Origin of the sequence: Streptomyces sp. NPDC090045 (assembly GCF_044747975.1) — a bacterium.
GTDB lineage: Bacteria > Actinomycetota > Actinomycetes > Streptomycetales > Streptomycetaceae > Streptomyces.
The window spans coordinates 1-18351 of the sequence record NZ_JBIVFA010000011.1 but is presented as its reverse complement, the minus strand read 5'-3'; the positions used below and the strand labels follow the sequence as shown (position 1 = coordinate 18351).

At 68.6% G+C, this 18351-nt stretch carries 17 protein-coding genes; 4 read left to right on the top strand and 13 right to left on the bottom strand.

All coding sequences use genetic code 11. The features are described 5' to 3' along the window. Positions 1–43: 43 nt before the first annotated feature. Positions 44–1042, top strand: a complete 999-nt coding sequence (locus ACIPYQ_RS26615; protein WP_401255824.1) for a LacI family DNA-binding transcriptional regulator — start codon at positions 44–46, stop codon at positions 1040–1042. 72 nt (positions 1043–1114) lie between these two features. Here the strand turns inward: ACIPYQ_RS26615 and prcA are convergent, their stop codons facing one another. From prcA to arc, 6 genes are all read right to left on the bottom strand, one after another. Beyond that, the gene (gene prcA / locus ACIPYQ_RS26610) at positions 1115–1879 is read right to left on the bottom strand and encodes a proteasome subunit alpha (protein WP_351295700.1); all 765 of its coding nucleotides are present in this window, start codon (positions 1877–1879) and stop codon (positions 1115–1117) included. A 46-nt stretch (positions 1880–1925) separates the two neighbouring features. After that, the gene (gene prcB, locus ACIPYQ_RS26605) at positions 1926–2765 is read right to left on the bottom strand and encodes a proteasome subunit beta (protein ID WP_365483794.1); all 840 of its coding nucleotides are present in this window, start codon (positions 2763–2765) and stop codon (positions 1926–1928) included. Next, entirely contained in the window at positions 2746–2988 is a 243-nt protein-coding gene (locus tag ACIPYQ_RS26600) for an endonuclease VII domain-containing protein (protein WP_401255819.1), read from the bottom strand. The genes prcB and ACIPYQ_RS26600 overlap by 20 nt, the downstream gene beginning before the upstream one ends. Before the next feature lie 358 nt (positions 2989–3346). Beyond that, entirely contained in the window at positions 3347–3559 is a 213-nt protein-coding gene (locus ACIPYQ_RS26595; protein WP_030233608.1) for a ubiquitin-like protein Pup, read from the bottom strand. Between the two features lie 184 nt (positions 3560–3743). Continuing rightward, complete coding sequence (gene dop / locus ACIPYQ_RS26590; protein ID WP_376619386.1) at positions 3744–5255, bottom strand: depupylase/deamidase Dop; 1512 nt, start codon at positions 5253–5255, stop codon at positions 3744–3746. A gap of 262 nt (positions 5256–5517) precedes the next feature. Then, complete coding sequence (arc, locus tag ACIPYQ_RS26585; RefSeq protein WP_319730019.1) at positions 5518–7284, bottom strand: proteasome ATPase; 1767 nt, start codon at positions 7282–7284, stop codon at positions 5518–5520. Positions 7285–7548: 264 nt separating this feature from the next. Between arc and ACIPYQ_RS26580 the strand changes: the two genes are divergently transcribed. Beyond that, entirely contained in the window at positions 7549–7869 is a 321-nt protein-coding gene (locus ACIPYQ_RS26580; protein WP_361764864.1) for a ferredoxin, read from the top strand. Positions 7870–7873: 4 nt separating this feature from the next. Here the strand turns inward: ACIPYQ_RS26580 and ACIPYQ_RS26575 are convergent, their stop codons facing one another. The 3 genes from ACIPYQ_RS26575 to ACIPYQ_RS26565 form a co-directional block, all read right to left on the bottom strand. Beyond that, the gene (locus ACIPYQ_RS26575; protein WP_401256363.1) at positions 7874–8416 is read right to left on the bottom strand and encodes a hypothetical protein; all 543 of its coding nucleotides are present in this window, start codon (positions 8414–8416) and stop codon (positions 7874–7876) included. 278 nt (positions 8417–8694) lie between these two features. Further along, entirely contained in the window at positions 8695–9591 is an 897-nt protein-coding gene (locus tag ACIPYQ_RS26570) for a tRNA (adenine-N1)-methyltransferase (protein WP_030016358.1), read from the bottom strand. 18 nt (positions 9592–9609) lie between these two features. Next, positions 9610–10980, bottom strand: coding sequence for a site-2 protease family protein (locus ACIPYQ_RS26565; RefSeq protein WP_401255813.1), 1371 nt, complete (start codon positions 10978–10980; stop codon positions 9610–9612). On the opposite strand from ACIPYQ_RS26565, the gene ACIPYQ_RS26560 reads away from it, so the two are divergent. Then, on the top strand, positions 10979–11872 hold the full coding sequence (locus tag ACIPYQ_RS26560; RefSeq protein ID WP_401255810.1) for a RecB family exonuclease: 894 nt from the start codon (positions 10979–10981) through the stop codon (positions 11870–11872). The genes ACIPYQ_RS26565 and ACIPYQ_RS26560 overlap by 2 nt on opposite strands. Positions 11873–11936: 64 nt before the next feature. After that, entirely contained in the window at positions 11937–12608 is a 672-nt protein-coding gene (locus tag ACIPYQ_RS26555; protein ID WP_319730008.1) for a response regulator transcription factor, read from the top strand. Positions 12609–12682: 74 nt separating this feature from the next. On the opposite strand, the gene ACIPYQ_RS26550 is transcribed toward ACIPYQ_RS26555, so the two are convergent. From ACIPYQ_RS26550 to ACIPYQ_RS26535, 4 genes are all read right to left on the bottom strand, one after another. Then, entirely contained in the window at positions 12683–14266 is a 1584-nt protein-coding gene (locus tag ACIPYQ_RS26550) for an ABC transporter substrate-binding protein (RefSeq protein ID WP_361764873.1), read from the bottom strand. A 70-nt stretch (positions 14267–14336) separates the two neighbouring features. Beyond that, on the bottom strand, positions 14337–15941 hold the full coding sequence (locus ACIPYQ_RS26545) for an ABC transporter substrate-binding protein (RefSeq protein WP_401255806.1): 1605 nt from the start codon (positions 15939–15941) through the stop codon (positions 14337–14339). Between the two features lie 571 nt (positions 15942–16512). Next, a complete protein-coding gene (locus tag ACIPYQ_RS26540; protein ID WP_401255803.1) occupies positions 16513–17214 on the bottom strand; it encodes an HAD family hydrolase in 702 nt (233 codons plus the stop codon). Positions 17215–17325: 111 nt separating this feature from the next. Continuing rightward, the coding region (locus ACIPYQ_RS26535) for a vitamin B12 dependent-methionine synthase activation domain-containing protein (RefSeq protein WP_401255800.1) at positions 17326–18351 on the bottom strand (1026 nt) is incomplete at its 5' end.

The following is an 18351-nucleotide window of genomic DNA, read 5'->3' as shown; positions in this document are numbered from 1 at the left end:
GGACCCCGACACCACCCCCGACCTCGCACTTCAGGAGCCACCTGTGACGAGACCCACCAGCCGCGACGTGGCCACCGCCGCCGGGGTCTCCCAGGCCACCGTCTCCCTCGTCCTCGGCGACAAATGGCCCGGCCGCGTCTCCGAACGCACCGCCGCCCTCGTCCGCGAAACCGCCACCCGCCTCGGCTACCGCCCCAACCTCGCCGCCCGCAACCTCCGCCTCGGCTCCACCCGCACCGCCCTCCTCGTCGTCCCCGCCCTCACCAACGAATTCTTCGCCCGCGTCTACACCGGCGCCGCCCGCATCGCCGCCGAACACGGCTTCGGCGTCGTCCTCTACCCCTCCCCCGACGGCACCGGCCCCGCCCGCGACCCCTTCGCCTCCGCCCGCGCCGCCCTCGACGGAGTCATCGCCTCCTCCATGGCCGCCGACGCCCTCGACGCCATCGGCGGCGACACCCTCCCCCTCGTCATGCTCGACAGCGACCCCGCCGCCGGCACCGCCGCCGCCCACGTCAACCTCGCCATGGCCGACGGCATGCGCCAGATCACCGCACACCTCCTCACCCTCGGCCACCGCCGCTTCCTCCACCTCGCCTCCGCCGTCGACTCCTGGACCTTCGACACCCGCGCCGAAGCCCTGACCGCCCTCCTGGGCCCCGGAACCGAACTGCGCACCGTACGGTCCCCCCTCACCGTCGACGGCGCCCGCACCGCCATGGAGGCCGCCCTCGCCACCCCCCGGGACAGACCCACCGCCATCGTCTGCGACGACGACATCCTCGCCGCCGGCGCCTGCAAGGCCGCCCGCCGCCTCGGCCTGCGCATCCCCGAGGACCTCTCCGTCACCGGCTTCGACGACCTCGCCCTCGCCACCGCCGTCGAACCCGAACTCACCACCGTCCACCTCCCCGCCGAACGCGTCGGCGAACAAGGCATGACCGCCCTCCTCGCCGTCCTCGAAGGCACCCCCTGGACCGCCCCCGACATCCCCGTCCGCCTCGTCGTCCGCGACTCCACCGGCCCCGCCCCCATCCCCTGACCGGACGGGACCCGGACACGACGAAGCCCCGGCCCACCGAACACGGTGAACCGGGGCCCTCGCACCACCGGACTACTCGGCGTCGTCCTCCGGCGCCTCGTCGTTCGACACGGCATCCGCCTGCGCGGCCGCCGGCACGTCCGCCTCCAGCAACCGCGACAGCTGCCGGCCCCGGATCCGCTTGAACTTGCGCTGCTGCGCCCGCGTACGGTCCAGCACCGCCACCTCCAGCCGCTCGGCCGGAATCGCCTTGTCCGCACCGTTCGCCTGGCTGGACAGCGCCTGCACCGCCAGCTTCAACGCCTCCGACAGGGTCATCCCGTCCTGGTGACGCTGATCGAGGAACGTACTGATCTGCTCGGCATTGCCACCGACCGCGACCGAACCGTGCTCGTCCACGATCGACCCGTCGTGCGGCAGCCGGTAGATCTGGTCCCCGGCCGCCGTCGCACCGACCTCGGCGACGACCAGCTCCACCTCGTACGGCTTCTCACCCGCACTGGAGAAAATCGTGCCGAGCGTCTGCGCGTACACGTTCGCCAGCCCACGGGCCGTCACATCGTCACGGTCGTAGGTGTACCCGCGCAGATCCGCGTACCGCACACCACCGATCCGCAGGTTCTCGTACTCGTTGTACTTGCCGGCGGCCGCGAAGCCGATCCGGTCGTAGATCTCGCTGAACTTGTGCAGCGCACGGGACGGGTTCTCGCCGACGAACACGATGCCGTCGGCGTACTGCAGCACGACAAGGCTGCGACCGCGGGCGATGCCCTTCCGGGCATATTCCGCCCGGTCGGCCATGGCCTGCTGGGGTGACACATAGAACGGAGTCGACACCGGCTTTCCGTCCCTTTCTTCTGGGCTCCTGAGGGGCGACGGATGGTCAGAGCAGGGCGGCGCGCGGGCCGTCGGGCTGCTCCAGACGACGGTTGGTGACCGTACGGGCGAGTTCCTGCGACTCTGCGTCCGTCAGCCTGCGGAATCCCTCGTCGGTGATGACGGTGACGATCGGATAGATGTGGCGGTACAGGTCCGGCCCACCGGTCGCCGAGTCGTCGTCGGCGGCGTCGTACAGCGCCTGCACGACCAGCGTGGTGGCCTGCTCCTCCGTCAGATCGGGGCGGAAGAGCTTCTTCATCGAACCCCGGGCGAAGATCGAACCGGAACCGGTGGCGGCGAAGCCGTGCTCCTCGGAGCGGCCGCCGGTCACGTCGTAGGAGAAGATCCGGCCCTTCTCCTTGGCCTCGTCGTACCCCGCGAACAGCGGCACGACGGCCAGCCCCTGCATCGCCATGCCCAGATTGCTCCGGATCATGGTGGACAGCCGGTTGGCCTTGCCCTCCAGGGAGAGGGTCGTCCCCTCCACCTTCTCGAAGTGCTCCAGCTCCAGCTGGAACAGCTTCACCATCTCCACGGCCAGGCCGGCCGTACCGGCGATGCCGACGGCGGAGTACTCGTCCGCCGGGAACACCTTCTCGATGTCCCGCTGCGCGATCATGTTCCCCATGGTCGCCCGCCGGTCACCGGCGAGGACGACCCCGCCGGGGAAGGTGGCGGCCACGATGGTCGTCCCGTGCGGCGCCTCGACCACGCCCTCCGGCAGCCTGCGGTTGCCGGGCAGCATCTCGGGCGAGTGCGCGCCCAGGAAGTCCATGAAGGACGACGACCCCGGCGTCAGGAAGGCTGCCGGTAGACGCCCTGTGCTACGAGTGTTGGCTTCCACGCGTTCCCTCCAGATACTCAGCGGCCCGACGCATGCGTTCGGGGTCTTCCTTGAACAGGCCTACGCCCACATTGCAGTTCAAGCAAAGTACGCCTCGGACCCTACCCGTCTTGTGGCAATGATCCACATGAACGGCCGGAGCCCGAAGGCAGAGGTAGCAGACCCCTCCCTGAGCTGCAATGATCGCGTCTCGCACAGCCTCAGTGATGCCGTACGAACGCATGAGATAGTGCGCTCGGCCCTCAACGGCTCGGCACGCTTTGCAGCGCGTCGACAAACCGTCGGAGGCCGTTCTGTTCCGATCCCATTCCGAGTGGGGCTTGATCTCCCCACATCGGCGGCAGTGTTTATGCCCGGGTGGAGCCGCGACCAAGGGGCGGACCTTCTTCCCCTTGGCCAGCTGACGCTCTTGGTGATACTCCGCCGCGCACGGCCTGCAATAGCACTGCAGGCCATCTCGCGCGGCACGGTTGGCCGCGAATGCCTCACGAGGCTTCTCTGCACCACAGCGAGGACACCGCTTCACAGCCCCTGTCACCCAACCCCTCCCTGGGGCCATCACCTTCGATTCGAAGATGAAATCACTCGCCACCCTTTTGAACGAAGGATCGCACGAAGTCCTCGGCGTTCTCCTCGAGCACATCATCGATTTCGTCAAGTACGGAGTCGACGTCGTCGGAGAGCTTTTCCTGGCGCTCCTTGAGGTCGGTCGATTCTTCGACCGCGGCCTCCTCGACCTCCTCGGTCGAGCGCGTCGCCTTCTGCTGTCCGCCGCCGGTGTCCTTGGTCGCCATGTCTACCTCACCCCGCTCGGTTCGCACGCTCACGTCGAGAGACCCCGGGATTCGGGATCTCTCAAGATCAGACCCTATGTCGGACCTTACTAGGAGGGTCCGACATTCGTCCCCGCACTTTCACAACGTCCGGTTCTCCTCATGATTCCCGGACCGGGGCCTTTTCAGGCCCCCATGGCACCGCTCACTGCCCCGAAAGCACCCGCACCAGGTCCTCCGCCGTGCGGCAGCGGTCCAGGAGCTCCTTGACGTGGTTCCGGGTCCCCCGCAGGGGTTCCAGCGTCGGGACCCGCTGGAGCGAGTCCCGGCCGGGAAGGTCGAAGATCACCGAGTCCCAGGACGCCGCGGCCACGTCGTCCGCGTACTGCTCCAGGCAGCGGCCGCGGAAGTAGGCCCGGGTGTCCTCCGGGGGCTTGCTCTGTGCCCGCTCCACCGCCGGCTCCTCCACCAGGCGCTTCATCTTGCCCCGGGCCACCAGGCGGTTGTAGAGACCCTTCTCGGGCCGTACGTCCGAGTACTGGAGGTCGACCAGGTGCAGCCGCGCCGCGTCCCAGCCCAGCCCGTCCCGGCGCCGGTAGCCCTCCAGGATCTCCCGCTTGGCGATCCAGTCCAGCTCGCCCGACAGGCTCATCGGGTCGCTCTCCAGCCGGCCCAGCACGTCCTCCCAGCGGACCAGCACATCCTTGGTCTGCTCGTCCGCGTCGGAGCCGAAACGCTCCTCCACGTACTTGCGGGCCAGCTCGAAGTACTCCATCTGCAGTTGCACCGCGGTCAGTGTCCGGCCGCTGCGCAGCGTGATGAGGTGCTTCAGGTCGGGGTCGTGGGAGACCTGGTGGAGGGTGCGTACGGGCTGGTCGACGGCGAGGTCGACGTTGATGAACCCGTCTTCGATCATGGACAGGACAAGTGCGGTCGTGCCGAGCTTCAGGTACGTGGAGATCTCGGAGAGGTTGGCGTCGCCGATGATCACGTGGAGCCGGCGGTACTTCTCGGCGTCGGAGTGCGGCTCGTCCCGGGTGTTGATGATGGGGCGCTTGAGGGTGGTCTCCAGGCCGACCTCGACCTCGAAGTAGTCGGCGCGCTGGCTGATCTGGAAGCCGTGGTCGCGGCCGTCCTGGCCGATGCCGACGCGGCCGGCGCCGGTCACGACCTGCCGGGAGACGAAGAAGGGGGTCAGGTGGCGCACGATCTCCGAGAAGGGGGTCTCCCGCTTCATCAGGTAGTTCTCGTGCGTGCCGTAGGAGGCGCCCTTGTTGTCGGTGTTGTTCTTGTAGAGGTGGATCGGCTGGGCGCCGGGCAGCTGGGCGGCCCGTACGGCGGCCTCGGCCATGATCCGCTCGCCGGCCTTGTCCCAGAGCACGGCGTCGAGCGGGTTGGTGATCTCCGGCGAGCTGTACTCGGGGTGCGCGTGGTCGACGTAGAGCCGTGCGCCGTTGGTGAGGATGACGTTGGCGAGGCCGATGTCCTCGTCGGTGAGCTGGCTGTTGTCGGCGGCCTCGCGGGCGAGGTCGAAGCCGCGGGCGTCCCGCAGCGGATTCTCCTCCTCGAAGTCCCAGCGGGCGCGTCGCGCCCGGTGCATCGCCGCCGCGTAGGCGTTGACGATCTGGGACGAGGTGAGCATGGCATTGGCGTTCGGGTGCCCCGGGACGGAGATCCCGTACTCCGTCTCGATCCCCATTACTCGCCGTACGGTCATGCGGCCCTCCTTGCCCGGCGGCGCTCCCCTTCGGGAGCGGCGCTCAAGTACCGCTGGTGCTCCGGTGCGTGTGCCTGTGCGGTGCCCGTCCCCGCACTGCGCGTCCGGCGGTACGGAAGAGCCTAGAACCACTGCGCGCTCGTGGGGAGATCATTTCCGTCATTGAATCCGCCCTTTCACCGGCTGAAAAGCGGCCGGTAAAGCGGTCGGGTAAAGCAGTCGGCTGCGGATGCCCGGGGAGGGCATCCGCAGCCGCTCCGCGTCAGAGGTACTGACCGGTGTTCGCCACCGTGTCGATGGAGCGTCCGGTGTCCGCGCCTTGCTTTCCGGTGACGAGGGTGCGGATGAATACGATCCGCTCTCCCTTCTTTCCGGAGATTCGGGCCCAGTCGTCCGGGTTGGTGGTGTTGGGCAGGTCCTCGTTCTCCTTGAACTCGTCCACGCACGCCTGGAGGAGGTGGGAGACCCGGAGGCCCTTCTGGTTGTGCTCGAGGAAGGCCTTGATCGCCATCTTCTTCGCACGGTCCACGATGTTCTGGATCATGGCGCCCGAGTTGAAGTCCTTGAAGTAGAGGACTTCCTTGTCGCCGTTGGCGTACGTGACCTCGAGGAAGCGGTTTTCCTCGGTTTCGGCGTACATCTGCTCGACGACGGTCTGGATCATGCTGTGGACGGTGCCGTCCTTGGAGCCCTGGTGTTCGGACAGGTCGTCCGTGTGCAGGGGCAGCGAGGCCTTGAGGTACTTCGCGAAGATGTCCTTCGCGGCCTCGGCGTCCGGGCGCTCGATCTTGATCTTCACGTCGAGGCGGCCGGGGCGCAGGATGGCCGGGTCGATCATGTCCTCGCGGTTGGAGGCGCCGATGACGATGACGTTCTCCAGGCCTTCCACGCCGTCGATCTCGGCGAGCAGCTGGGGGACGATGGTGTTCTCCACGTCCGAGCTGACTCCGGATCCGCGGGTGCGGAAGAGGGATTCCATCTCGTCGAAGAAGACGATGACGGGGGTGCCCTCGCTCGCCTTCTCCCGGGCACGCTGGAAGACGAGGCGGATGTGCCGCTCGGTCTCGCCGACGTACTTGTTGAGGAGTTCGGGGCCCTTGATGTTCAGGAAGTAGGACTTCCCGGCGGGCTGGCCGGTCACCTCGGCGACCTTCTTGGCAAGGGAGTTGGCGACGGCCTTGGCGATGAGCGTCTTGCCGCAGCCGGGCGGGCCGTAGAGCAGGATGCCCTTGGGCGGGCGCAGTTCGTGTTCCTTGAAGAGGTCCGGGTAGAGGTACGGGAGCTCGACCGCGTCGCGGATCAGCTCGATCTGGTCGCCCAGGCCGCCGATCTTGTCGTAGTCGATGTCGGGGACCTCTTCGAGGACGAGTTCTTCGACCTCGCTCTTGGGGACGACCTCGTAGACGTAGCCGGAGCGGGGTTCGAGCAGGAGGGCGTCGCCGGGGCGGATGGTGATGTCCAGGAGCGGCTCGGCGAGCCTCACCACCCTCTCCTCGTCGGTGTGCCCGACGACCAGGGCGCGCTCGCCGTCCTCGAGGATCTCCTTGAGGGTGACGATGTCCCCGGCCCGCTCGAATTCCATGGCCTCGACCACGTTGAGGGCCTCGTTGAGCATGACCTCCTGGCCGCGCCGGAGGTCTTCCGGGTCGACGCTGGGGCTGACGTTCACGCGGAGCTTTCGACCTCCGGTGAAGATGTCGACGGTGCCGTCCTCGTTGGCTTGCAGGAAGACACCGAAACCGGCCGGCGGCTGTGCGAGCCGGTCGACTTCTTCCTTGAGGGCCACGATCTGGTCACGGGCCTCACGGAGGGTATTCGCGAGTCGTTCGTTCTGTGCGGAGACGCCGGCAAGATTTGTCTGCAGCTCGACGATCCGCTCTTCGAGAATCCTCGTGTGTCGCGGAGAGTCGGCGAGCTTACGTCGCAGGACGGCGATTTCCTGCTCGAGATAGGCAACCTGGCCGGCGGGGTCCTCAGACCCTCGCCCGGGCCGGATGCCGCGGTTGATGTCGTCGTCGTGGGCTGCCACGGTCCTCACCTCCTCCAAGGGGAGCTGGACGCTTCCTGACCCTACCTGGGCTGGTGGTGATTGAAACCCCTAGATCACAAAGACGGTAGAGGTGTGTCCGATCTTCACCCTTGCGTACTCCCTCACGCCAAGGAAATACCCACCCATCAAACTCGGGAAGCGGCCGGTTGTAAGGTCGAACTGTTCAACACCCGTCAGGGCTCGCGCGACTTGCTGCGGGTTGTGACCGGGATGGATCACTCAGCGCAGGGAACGGCAGGAGATATGACCGTGCAGCACGAGGCTCCGACGGGCGCGGCCGGTGAGGCCGGCGAGCCGCTTGAGGTCTGGATCGACCAGGACCTCTGCACCGGGGACGGCATCTGCGTGCAGTACGCGCCCGAGGTGTTCGAGCTGGACATCGATGGTCTGGCGTACGTGAAGAGTCCCGAGGACGAGCTGTTGCAGGAGGCGGGGGCGAGCACTCCGGTTCCGCTGACGCTGCTCCAGGACGTGGTCGACTCGGCGAAGGAATGCCCGGGGGACTGTATTCACGTAAGGCGCGTTTCGGACAGGGTGGAAGTCTTCGGTCCTGACGCGGAGTGACGCTTCAAACACTTCTGGCGGCTGAGTCCGTCAGCTCCTGGCGGAATTTTCCGTCGCTCCAGCGCCACTTGGCGAGCTGCTTCTTGTCGGGGCAGCAGCGCGGGACCTCGGGTGCGGAGTAGCCGAGGAGGTTCGCGGTGACGGTGCGGTCGCGCACGGTGAGTTCCGTGGCGGTCTGGCGTTGTCCGGGGTCGAGGAGGGTGGCGACGACGCGGGGGCGGGCGCCTTCGGTGCGGTCCTGGACGAGGACGTAGATCGCGTGGGGCGGGGTGCCCGAGCCGGCTTCGCAGCGGACGGCGGCCACGGTCTCGGGGCGGCCGTCGCCGTCGAGGTCGCCCTGGGCGGTGGCCGTGACGGTCTGCGGGGCGCCCTTGCAGTCGAGGGGGTAGGTGGCGGCCGCGGGGTCGGGAGCGGCGGCCTGGGGGCCGTTCGCGGTGGGGTCCGGCGTGGCGGCGGGGGTGCCGGTGGCCGGCTGTACGAGTCCCGCGGTGGCTATGACGGCGGCCATGGCGGTGGCCGTGGCGAGCCAGTGGAGGGGCCTGGCCATGCTGTGCGCCAGGGTGTCCGGGGTCGGCGTCAGCTCGGCGGGGCTGTGCAGCACGCGGGGTGTCTCCTGTGCGAAGGGTGACGGGGAGCCAGCATCGTGCCATACCTCACACGGAGGTGGAACGGCCGGGTCCGGTCCCGTTGGATCCGGTGCGGTGTGAGCCGCGGGGGCGGACGGGACGGGGTCGGCACGGGGACAACGAAAAGGCGCTGTGGCGCAGTTCCCGGTTGGCCGGGGGAACTGTGCCACAGCGCCTTCGTGTTGGGTCGGCGGTGGGGTTACGCGGAGCGGTCGCTGCCGGGTCCGTCGTAGTCCTCGCCGTAGGCGCCCTTGGCGGGGCGGCGGCGGCGCATGGGGGGCTCGACGCCGTCCGCGAGGCGGCGGGCGGTGACGAGGAAGCCGGTGTGGCCGATCATGCGGTGGTCCGGGCGGACGGCCAGGCCTTCGACGTGCCAGTTGCGGATCATCGATTCCCAGGGCTGCGGCTCGGCGAAGCAGCCGATCTCGCGGATGGACTCGACGGTCTTGGACAGCTGGGTGGTGGTGGCCACGTAGCAGCAGAGGATGCCGCCGGGCACCAGGGCCTTGGAGACGGCCTCCAGGCATTCCCAGGGGGCGAGCATGTCGAGGATGACGCGGTCGACGTCCGTGTCGGACAGGTTGTCCTGGAGGTCGCCGACGGTCAGCTGCCAGGCCGGGTGGGGTCCGCCGAAGTAGCGTTCCACGTTGGCGGTGGCGATCTCGGCGAAGTCCGCGCGGCGCTCGTAGCTGTGGAGCATGCCCTGGTCGCCGATGGCGCGCAGCAGGAAGCTGCTCAGGGAGCCGGAGCCGACACCTGCTTCCACGACGCGGGCGCCGGGGAAGATGTCGGCGAAGGCCAGGATCTGGCCGGCGTCCTTCGGGTAGACCACGGCGGCGCCGCGGGGCATGGACAGGACATAGTCGGGGAGCAGGGGACGCAGCGCGAGGTAGGCGACGTTGCCCGTGGTGCGGACAACACTGCCCTCGGGGGCACCGATCAGCTCGTCGTGGGGGAAGGAACCCTTGTGGGTGTGGAAATTCTTCCCGGCTTCGAGCGTGAACGTGTAGTGGCGGCCCTTGGGGTCGGTGAGCTGAACCTGGTCCCCGACCTCGAAGGGCCCGCGTCGGCGGGCGGCACCGGTCGGTTCGGACATGTGACCAGTGTATTGGCTTCAGGACTGGGGCCGTGCCATGGCCTTCACGAAGGCCTTTTCGACGTCGAGGGTGGACAGGACGCCGTAGATGGCGCCGCCGGGTTCGAGGACGAGGTACTCGGTGGCGGGGTTGGCGCGGAGGCGGTCGAGGAGTTCTTCGCCGGTGAGTTCCGCGGAAACCTTCATGCCGTCGGTGAGGTCCTGGGCGAGGGTGCTGACGGCGACCCAGGGGCGGCGGTGTTCGGGGACGGAGGCGATGGCGCTCTCGCGGACGATGGCGGTGGGGTCGCCGTGGCCGTCGACGACGACGAGGGCGCGTGCTCCTGCTTCGTTGGCCCGGCGGAGGGCTTCGGAGAGGGGGGTGGCGTTCTCGACGGGGATGGCGCGGCGGGTGAGGGTGCGGGCGCGTAGTTCGGGGAGGTGTTCGCGCAGGCGGGCCATGCGCAGGCTGTTGCCGGCGCCGGTCCAGATGATGCCGGCGAGGATGGCGGCGAGGAGGGCGTCCATGACGGTGTTCATGCCGCCGATTTCCGAGGTGCGGTTGCCGAGGACGCCGGTGTGGGTGAGGAGGGGGAGGCCGAGGAGGACGGCGATGGCGAGGCCGCGGCCGACCCAGGCGGCGGCGACGGTGCCGGTCATGGGTTTGCCGGTGATGCCCCAGATGACGGCGCGGAGCATGCGGCCGCCGTCGAGGGGGAGGCCGGGGAGCAGGTTGAAGGCGGCGACGAGGAGGTTGGAGATCATCAGGCCGGCGAGGAGGACGCCGGGGACGGTGGCCGGGTCGACGGCCTTCATGCCGAGGTAGAAGGCTCCGGTGAGGACGAGGGAGAGCAGGGGGCCGACGAAGGCGAGGACGAATTCGCGGCCGGGTGTCTCGGATTCCTTTTCGATCTCGGAGACTCCGCCGAAGAACTGGAGCTGGATGCGGCGCACGGGGAGTTTGAAGCGGAGGGCGGCGACGGTGTGCGCGAGTTCGTGGACGAGGACGGAGGCGTAGAAGGCGACGGCGAAGAAGAGGGAGACGAGGTAGCGGACGGGTCCGAGGTCGGGCAGGACGCGGTCGAGCTGGTCGCCGAAGACCCAGGTGATGAGGGCGGCGACGAGGAACCAGCTGGGCGAGACGTAGACGGGTACGCCGAAGGGGCGGCCCATGAGGAGTCCGCCGCCCGGTCCGGAGCGCCGGCCCGCGCGCTCGCCGGTTTCGTCGGTGTCTGCCACGGCTGTCCTTCGTTCCTCGGGGTGCCCCGGGAGGGAGTTCCGGGGATCGGTGTTTCCAGTGTGGTCCGCAGTGCGTAAGCGGGCTGTGATGCTCCGATCATGCAGTGCGAGGGGGTCCGGCGTCGATGGTATGCGCGTGCTGTCGGTGGCGGGTCGTAGGGTTTTGTCCATGACGACGAGCCCCGGTGCTGTGCCAGGCGCAGCCGATGCCGCGACGCCGAGTGCTGTGGCGCCCGCTTCGCTCTCCCCTTCGCGGGCGAGTGATTTCATGCAGTGCCCTCTGCTGTACCGGTTTCGGGTGATCGACAGGTTGCCGGAGAAGCCCAGTGCGGCGGCTACCCGCGGGACGCTGGTGCATGCGGTGCTGGAGCGGCTCTTCGATCATCCGGCGCCGGAGCGGACGGTTCCGCGGGCGAAGGAGTTGGTTCCGGGGCAGTGGGACCGGTTGCTGGAGGCGAAGCCGGAGCTGACGGAGCTGTTCCCGGAGGGTGACGAGGGGGCGGGGCTGGCGCGGTGGCTGACGGAGGCGGAGGCGCTGGTCGAGCGCTGGTTCACGCTGGAGGATCCGACGCGGCTGGAGCCGGTGGAGCGGGAGTTCTTCGTGGAGACGGAGCTGGAGTCGGGGCTCCGGTTGCGGGGGATCATCGACCGGGTGGACGTGGCGCCGACGGGTGAGGTGCGGATCGTCGACTACAAGACGGGCAAGGCGCCGCGGCCGGAGTATGCCGAGGGTGCGTTGTTCCAGATGAAGTTCTACGCGCTGGTGGTGTGGCGGCTGAAGCGGGTGGTGCCGCGGCGGCTGCAGCTGGTGTATCTGGGCAGTGGGGACGTGTTGACGTACGACCCGGTGGTGGCGGACCTGGAGCGGGTGGAGCGGAAGCTGCTCGCGTTGTGGGAGGCGATCCGGGAGGCGACGGAGTCGGGTGAGTGGCGGCCGCGGCCGACGAAGCTGTGCGGCTGGTGTGATCATCAGGCGGTGTGTCCGGAGTTCGGGGGGACTCCCCCGCCGTATCCGCTGGTGATCGGCCCGCGGCCGGGGTCGGAGCGCCCGGCGGAATCATGATCGTCGGATCAGGGCAGAATGGACGGGCCCGCCGTAGCCGTCCGACGAATACGAGGTAGACCCCGTGGCCATCCGCGTCCTGCTGGTCGACGACCAGCCCCTTCTGCGCACCGGCTTCCGGATGATCCTGGAGGCCGAGGAGGACCTGGCGGTGGTCGGTGAGGCCGGGGACGGTCTGCAGGCGCTGGACCAGGTGCGGGCGCTGCAGCCCGATGTGGTGCTGATGGACATCCGGATGCCGCGGATGGACGGGGTGGAGGCGACCCGGCAGATCACCGGTCCGGGGCGGGACGGGCCGGCGAAGGTGCTGGTGCTGACGACGTTCGATCTGGACGAGTACGTGGTGGAGGCGCTGCGGGCGGGGGCGAGCGGGTTCCTGTTGAAGGATGCGCCGGCCGCGGAGCTGGTGCAGGCGATCCGGGTGGTGGCGGGTGGTGAGGCGATGCTCGCGCCGAGCATCACGCGGCGGCTGCTGGACAAGTACGCGGGGCATCTGCCGTCGGGTGAGGAGAGCGTCCCGGACTCGTTGGGGACGCTGACCGAGCGTGAGGTCGAGGTGCTGAAGCTGGTGGCCCGGGGGCTGTCGAACGCGGAGATCGCGGCGGACCTGTTCGTGAGCGAGACGACGGTCAAGACGCATGTGGGGCACGTGCTGACGAAGCTGGGGCTGCGCGACCGGGTCCAGGCGGCGGTGTACGCGTACGAGAGCGGTCTGGTGCGTCCCGGCGCCCAGTAGTGGCCGGGGGGACGCGAACGGGCCGGCAGCCGCGTGGTGCGGCTGCCGGCCCGTTGTGCGTGGCCCGGTAGGGGTCAGCCCTTGCTGATCTCCCAGAAGCGGAAGACGGTCGAGGCGTCGAGGGACCACTGGAGGCCGCTCACGTTCTGGCGGGTGACGGCGTACTGCTTGCCCTGCCAGAGCGGGAGGAGCGGGAGCTCGTCGGCGACGATGTCCTGGAGGCGGTTGTAGTCCGTGTTGGCCGCGGTGCGGTCGGACTTGGCGGAGGTCGACGGGATGATCGTCCCGGTGATCTCCTTGTTCTCGTAGTTGTTGTTCAGGACGTTGTCCGGGCCGAAGAACGGCTGCGTGAAGTTGTCGGCGTCCGGGTAGTCGGGGACCCAGCCCTTCACGTAGACGCCGTACTTGCCGTCCTGGATGTCCTTCTCGTACTGCTCGAACTCGACGGACTTGACGTCGGCGTCGAAGAGGCCGCTCTCGTTGAGCTGCTTGGCGATGACCTCGAACTGCTGGTCGGTGGAGGGGCCGTAGCGGGACGGGGTGGAGTACAGGGTCAGCTTGACCTTGCCGTTGATGCCGGCGGCCTTGAGGACGGCCTTGGCCTTCTCGGGCTGGGGGGAGCCGCCGTAGCGGTCGAAGAACGGGGTGGTGTGGCCGGCGATGCCGGTCGGCACGATGGAGTAGAGCGCGGTGGCGGTGCCCGCGTACACGTCCCGGACGAGCGCCTCGCGGTCGACGAGGTAGGCGATGGCCTTGCGGACGGGCAGCTTGCCGACGACGGGGTCGTTGACGTTGAAGACCATGTGCTCGACCTCGGCGCCGGTGCCCTGGACGACGTCGACCTTGTTGTCGCCGGTCTTGGTCGAGGCGAGGGCGGCGATGTCCTTGGCGGCGAGGCCGCGGAACGCGAAGTCCACGTCCCCGCTCTCCAGGACCTTCTTGAGGCCGCTCTGGTCGCCGTTGAAGAACTTCAGCGTGACGCCGGTGTTCTTGGCCTTGGCCTTGCCGGTGTAGGAGTCGTTGACCGAGAAGCTGGCGCTCTTGTCGCTGAACGAGTCGAGCTTGTAGACGCCGGAGCCGATCGCCTTGTTGTCCGTGCGCAGCTTGTCCGAGGGGTACTCGCTGTGGTCGACGATGGAGCCCGCACCGGACGCGATCTTGCTGGGGAAGGTCGCGTCGGAGGTCTTGAGGCGGAAGACGACGGTCTTGTCGTCGGGGGCGTCGATGCCGGCGATCGACGAGAGCATCACGGCCGGGCCGTTCTCGTCGTTGATCTTCAGCGTGCGCTCGAAGGAGAACTTGACGTCCTTCGAGGTGAGGCTGTGGCCGTTGCTGAACTTCAGGCCGGCCTTCAGGGTGCACTTGTAGAGCTTGCTGTCCGCGCCCTCGAAGCCGCAGGTCTGCGCGGCGTCGGGCTCGGGGGTGGTACCGCCCTTGGGGAAGCTCAGCAGCGACTGGAAGACGTTGTTGAAGAGCAGCCAGGAGCCCGGGTCGTAGCCCGAGGCCGGGTCGGTGGACTTCACCTTGTCGGATATGCCCATGACCACGCCCTTGCCGCTGCCGGCATTGGAGCCATCGGTCGAACCGCAACCGCTGAGCAGCGCGGCGGCGGTGGCTGCGCCGAGCGGAGCCGCCAGCCACTGGTTACGTCGATTCACGCGAACGTCCTTCACAGTCGAACTGTTTCGTTGCCCGGCTCGCGACACCCGCTGCCGGTCGTTGCCTTGCTCAGCCGCTTACGCCGCGGCCGAGCTCCCACAGCTGGAGGTCGGAGATGGCGTTGACCGACCACTCCACTCCGGTGATCCCGTCGCGTGCGGCGACGTACTGCCGGCCCTGCCACAGGGGCAGGACGGGCACGTCCTCGGCGACGATGTCCTGCATCTCCGTGATCGCGGGGACGGCGACGCCTCGGTCGGCGGCGCGCCGCGATTCGGGGATGAGCCTGGTGCGCACCGCGTTGTTGGCGTACGGCGTGCCCAGGAAGTTGTCCTGCTCCAGGAACGGAGCGAGGAAGTTGTCGGCGTCCGCGTAGTCGGGGAACCAGCCGAGCCCGTAGGCGGCGTGGTCGCCCTTCTTCTGCGCGGGACGGAATTCTGCCCACTCACTGCCCTGGACGGTGATGTCGAAGAGCTGGGTGGAGTTGAGCTGGGCCTTGAGGGCCTCGAACTCGGCGGCCGTGCCGTCGCCGTAGTGGTCGTTGGTGTAGTGCAGGGTCAGCTTGACCGGGGTCTTGATCCCGGCTTCCTTCAGCAGTGCGGCGGCCTTGGCCGTGTTGGCCTCGCCGTACTTGTTGTAGAAGGAGTTGACGTGGCCGGTCACGGTGGTGGGGACCAGCGAGTAGAGCGGCTGCGCGGACTTGCCGTAGACCTTGGAGATGAGTGCGCCGCGGTCGACGGCGGCGGCGAGGGCCTGGCGCACGGCCTTGTCCTTGACGACCGGCGCGTCGGTGTTGAAGCCGATGTAGCGGATCTCCAGGCCGGGCATCGGGACGAGCTTGACGCCCTTGGGCGGCTGGGCGGAGTACTCGGTGATCTGGGCGGGCGACAGGGTGCGGGAGACCATGTGGATCTTCCCGTCGGTGAGTGCCTTGCCCATGGCCCGGGAGTCGGCGAAGGTGCGCAGTTCGACCTTGTCGTTCTGCAGCTTGATGTCGCCCTTGTAGTTCGGGTTCTTGCTGAAGACGGCGCGGACGAGCCGGTTGTCCTTGACTTCGGCCTTCATCGTGTACGGGCCGGAGCCGTCCACGGAGAAGCCCTCGCGGAGCTTCTTGGCGTCGTAGGTCTTCTCGCTGACGATGCCGGCGGCGGGGGTGGAGAGCTTGTACGGGAAGGTCGCGTCCGGGGTCTTCAGGTGGAAGACGACGGTGTCGGCGCCCTTGACCTCGACGCTGTCGAGGGTGGAGAGCAGCGAGGAGGGGCCGTTCTCGTCCTTGATCGCGAGGACGCGGTCGATGGAGAACTTGACGTCCTTGGCGGTGAGCGGGTCACCGCCGGCGAACTTGAGGCCGGGGCGCAGGGTGCAGCGGTAGCTCTCGTTGCTGGCGTCGGTGAAGCGGCAGGCGGAGGCCGCTTCGGGGACGGGCTGGCCGCCGCCGCGCGGGGTGTGCATCAGCGTCTGGACGGTCTGGCGCAGGACGTTCCAGGCGCCGGCGTCGTAGGCGTAGGCCGGGTCGAAGGGGGCGGGAGCGAAGTCTGCGGCTTCGAACCGGTCGGTGGTCCCGACGACGATCGCTCCGGATCCTGCTCCTCCGCCGCTCGCGCTGCCGCATGCGGCGAGTACGGGGGTGAGCAGTCCGGCCGCGGCCGTCAGCACCATGGTCTTGCGGTTCATGCTGGAAGTACTCCCTGTAACCGGCACTTGCTCAAAGCGGCGTAAAGGGCACTTCGCGACGGTCGCCCGTTCAGGGCGGAACGATCGGGCCGGTGAAGTGACGATCGGTCCACGCGGTCCCGGCACAGGGGTGTGCGCCCGGGACGGCAGAGGTGCGGCTTGGTGCCCGCGTTGACATTAGTGGCCCGGGACGGGATGGCTGGAACTGGCCGGACTTGCGGTGTAATCGCACCGTGATGGGAGCGAACTGCCTGTTCATGCGCAGGGGTGCGCAGATTCGGTCAGTGACTAATCAATCCGGACACAAGGGAAGGCCCTGGGGCCCCTGGACAGGCCCTTGGGGGGTTTGGCGCGTGACCAAGCTCACTCTGAGCAACCACCCCGGAGGAGGATGGAATTTCAGCCTCCGGGGCCTGTGACGGAAGATCCTTCCGCAGGACCTTCATCTCGCAGGCGTTCCGTTCGGTACGGAGCGTGCCCAGAAGGTGTCGGTCCGTGTCGGCATCTGGGGATGCGTGCCGAGGTTGCCGTGGGTAACCGGGGGGGGTGCCACGGCGGTGCGGGCTCCCGCTCAGTTCATCGGGGCGATGAGGGAGCGCAGGAACGCCAGGTCCACGTCCTCCAGCGAGCGCACGACCGTACGTCCCGGAGCCGGTTCGATCACGCCCACCGAGGGGATCGCCACGACCCGGCAGCCGGCGGCCTCGGCGGCCGCCACCCCGGTGCTGGTGTCCTCGATGACCGCACAGCGCGAGGGGTGGGCGCCCAGCGTCCGCGCAGCGAGCAGGTACGGGTCCGGGTGCGGCTTGGTACGGGCGACCTCGTCTCCGGCGACCGTCATCGTGAAGCGGTCCCGGCCGAGGGTGAGCAGGACCTGGTCGATGACCCGGCGGTGCGAGGCGGAGACGAGGGCGGTGGGCACGTTGTGCCGGGCCAGCTCGGACAGCAGCCGCTCGGCGCCCGGCATCAGCGGCACCCGGTCGGCGATGCGGGCCTCGAAGCGCTCGTTGAGCAGGACGCTCAGCTCGGCGAGGCCGATGGCGGCGCCGGTGGACTCGATCAGGAAGGCCGCGCTGCGGCTCATCGGGCCGCCCACGACCACGTCGCGCCAGGACTCGTCGAGCCGGTGGCCCAGCTCCTGGAAGATCTCCGCCTCGATCTCCCACCAGAAGCCCTCGGTGTCGACCAGGGTGCCGTCCATGTCGAGGAGCACCGCCTGCAGGGCCGAGCCGTCGGCCGTACGGGCGACGGGGGCGGGAATGGTGCTCGTCATGCGCGGACCTCTCAGAAGGGACGAGAAGGCCGGTCACCTCTTCCCGCGGGGCATTCCCCTGGGAACAGGCGACCGGCCTGTATGGGACCGACAAGTGTACGTCGGTTGACCTCAGCGTGCGTTGAAATACTTCGCTTCGGGGTGGTGGATCACGATCGCGTCGGTGGACTGCTCCGGGTGGAGCTGGAACTCCTCCGACAGGTGGACGCCGATCCGCTCCGGCTGGAGGAGGTCGGCGATCTTCGCGCGGTCCTCCAGGTCGGGGCAGGCCCCGTAGCCGAGGGAGAACCGGGCGCCGCGGTACTTGAGGTCGAACATGTCCTCGACCTGGGCCGGGTCCTCGCCGCCGAAGCCGAGCTCGGCGCGGACGCGGGCGTGCCAGTACTCGGCCATGGCCTCGGCGAGCTGCACGGACAGGCCGTGCAGCTCCAGGTACTCGCGGTAGGAGTCGGACTCGAAGAGCTTGGCCGTGGCCTCGCCGATCCTCGAACCGACGGTGACCACCTGGAGGCCGACGACGTCGGTCTCGCCGGACTCCTCCGGGCGGAAGAAGTCCGCCAGGCACAGGCGGCGGCCGCGGCGCTGGCGCGGGAAGGTGAAACGGGTCCGCTCGTTGCCCGCCTCGTCCAGGATGATCAGGTCCTCGCCCTTGGACACGCAGGGGAAGTACCCGTAGACGACCGCGGCCTCGAGGAGGTTCTCGGTGTGCAGCTTGTCCAGGAGGCCGCGCAGGCGCGGGCGGCCCTCGCTCTCGACGAGCTCCTCGTACGTGGCCCCGCCCGCGCGGGCCTGCTTGAGGCCCCACTGGCCCTTGAAGAGGGCGCCTTCGTCGAGCCAGGAGGCGTAGTCCTTGAGCGGGATGCCCTTGACGACGCGGGTGCCCCAGAACGGCGGGGTCGGGACCGGGTTGTCGACGGACACGTCGGAGCGGCCACCGGTCTCCTCCGGCTCGTCCACCTGGAGGACCGGGGTGTCGCGCTTGGCGACGCGGCGCTGCTTGAGCTCGGGGAGGGAGGCGCCGGGGACGCCGCGCTTGACGGCGATCAGGGCGTCCATGAGGCGCAGGCCTTCGAAGGCGTCGCGGGCGTAGCGGACTTCGCCTTCGTAGATTTCGTGGAGGTCTTGTTCGACGTAGGC

Bases quoted from the DNA above. Each gene is read 5' to 3' on its own strand.
- ACIPYQ_RS26565 (WP_401255813.1), bottom strand. From the start codon at position 10,980: ATGGACAAAACCCTACGACCCGCCACCGACAGCACGCGCATACCATCG.
- ACIPYQ_RS26595 (WP_030233608.1), bottom strand. From the start codon at position 3,559: ATGGCGACCAAGGACACCGGCGGCGGACAGCAGAAGGCGACGCGCTCG.
- ACIPYQ_RS26560 (WP_401255810.1), top strand. From the start codon at position 10,979: ATGACGACGAGCCCCGGTGCTGTGCCAGGCGCAGCCGATGCCGCGACG.
- ACIPYQ_RS26580 (WP_361764864.1), top strand. From the start codon at position 7,549: ATGACCGTGCAGCACGAGGCTCCGACGGGCGCGGCCGGTGAGGCCGGC.
- ACIPYQ_RS26600 (WP_401255819.1), bottom strand. From the start codon at position 2,988: ATGCGTTCGTACGGCATCACTGAGGCTGTGCGAGACGCGATCATTGCA.
- ACIPYQ_RS26570 (WP_030016358.1), bottom strand. From the start codon at position 9,591: ATGTCCGAACCGACCGGTGCCGCCCGCCGACGCGGGCCCTTCGAGGTC.
- dop (WP_376619386.1), bottom strand. From the start codon at position 5,255: ATGACCGTACGGCGAGTAATGGGGATCGAGACGGAGTACGGGATCTCC.
- ACIPYQ_RS26540 (WP_401255803.1), bottom strand. From the start codon at position 17,214: ATGACGAGCACCATTCCCGCCCCCGTCGCCCGTACGGCCGACGGCTCG.
- ACIPYQ_RS26545 (WP_401255806.1), bottom strand. From the start codon at position 15,941: ATGAACCGCAAGACCATGGTGCTGACGGCCGCGGCCGGACTGCTCACC.
- ACIPYQ_RS26575 (WP_401256363.1), bottom strand. From the start codon at position 8,416: ATGGCCAGGCCCCTCCACTGGCTCGCCACGGCCACCGCCATGGCCGCC.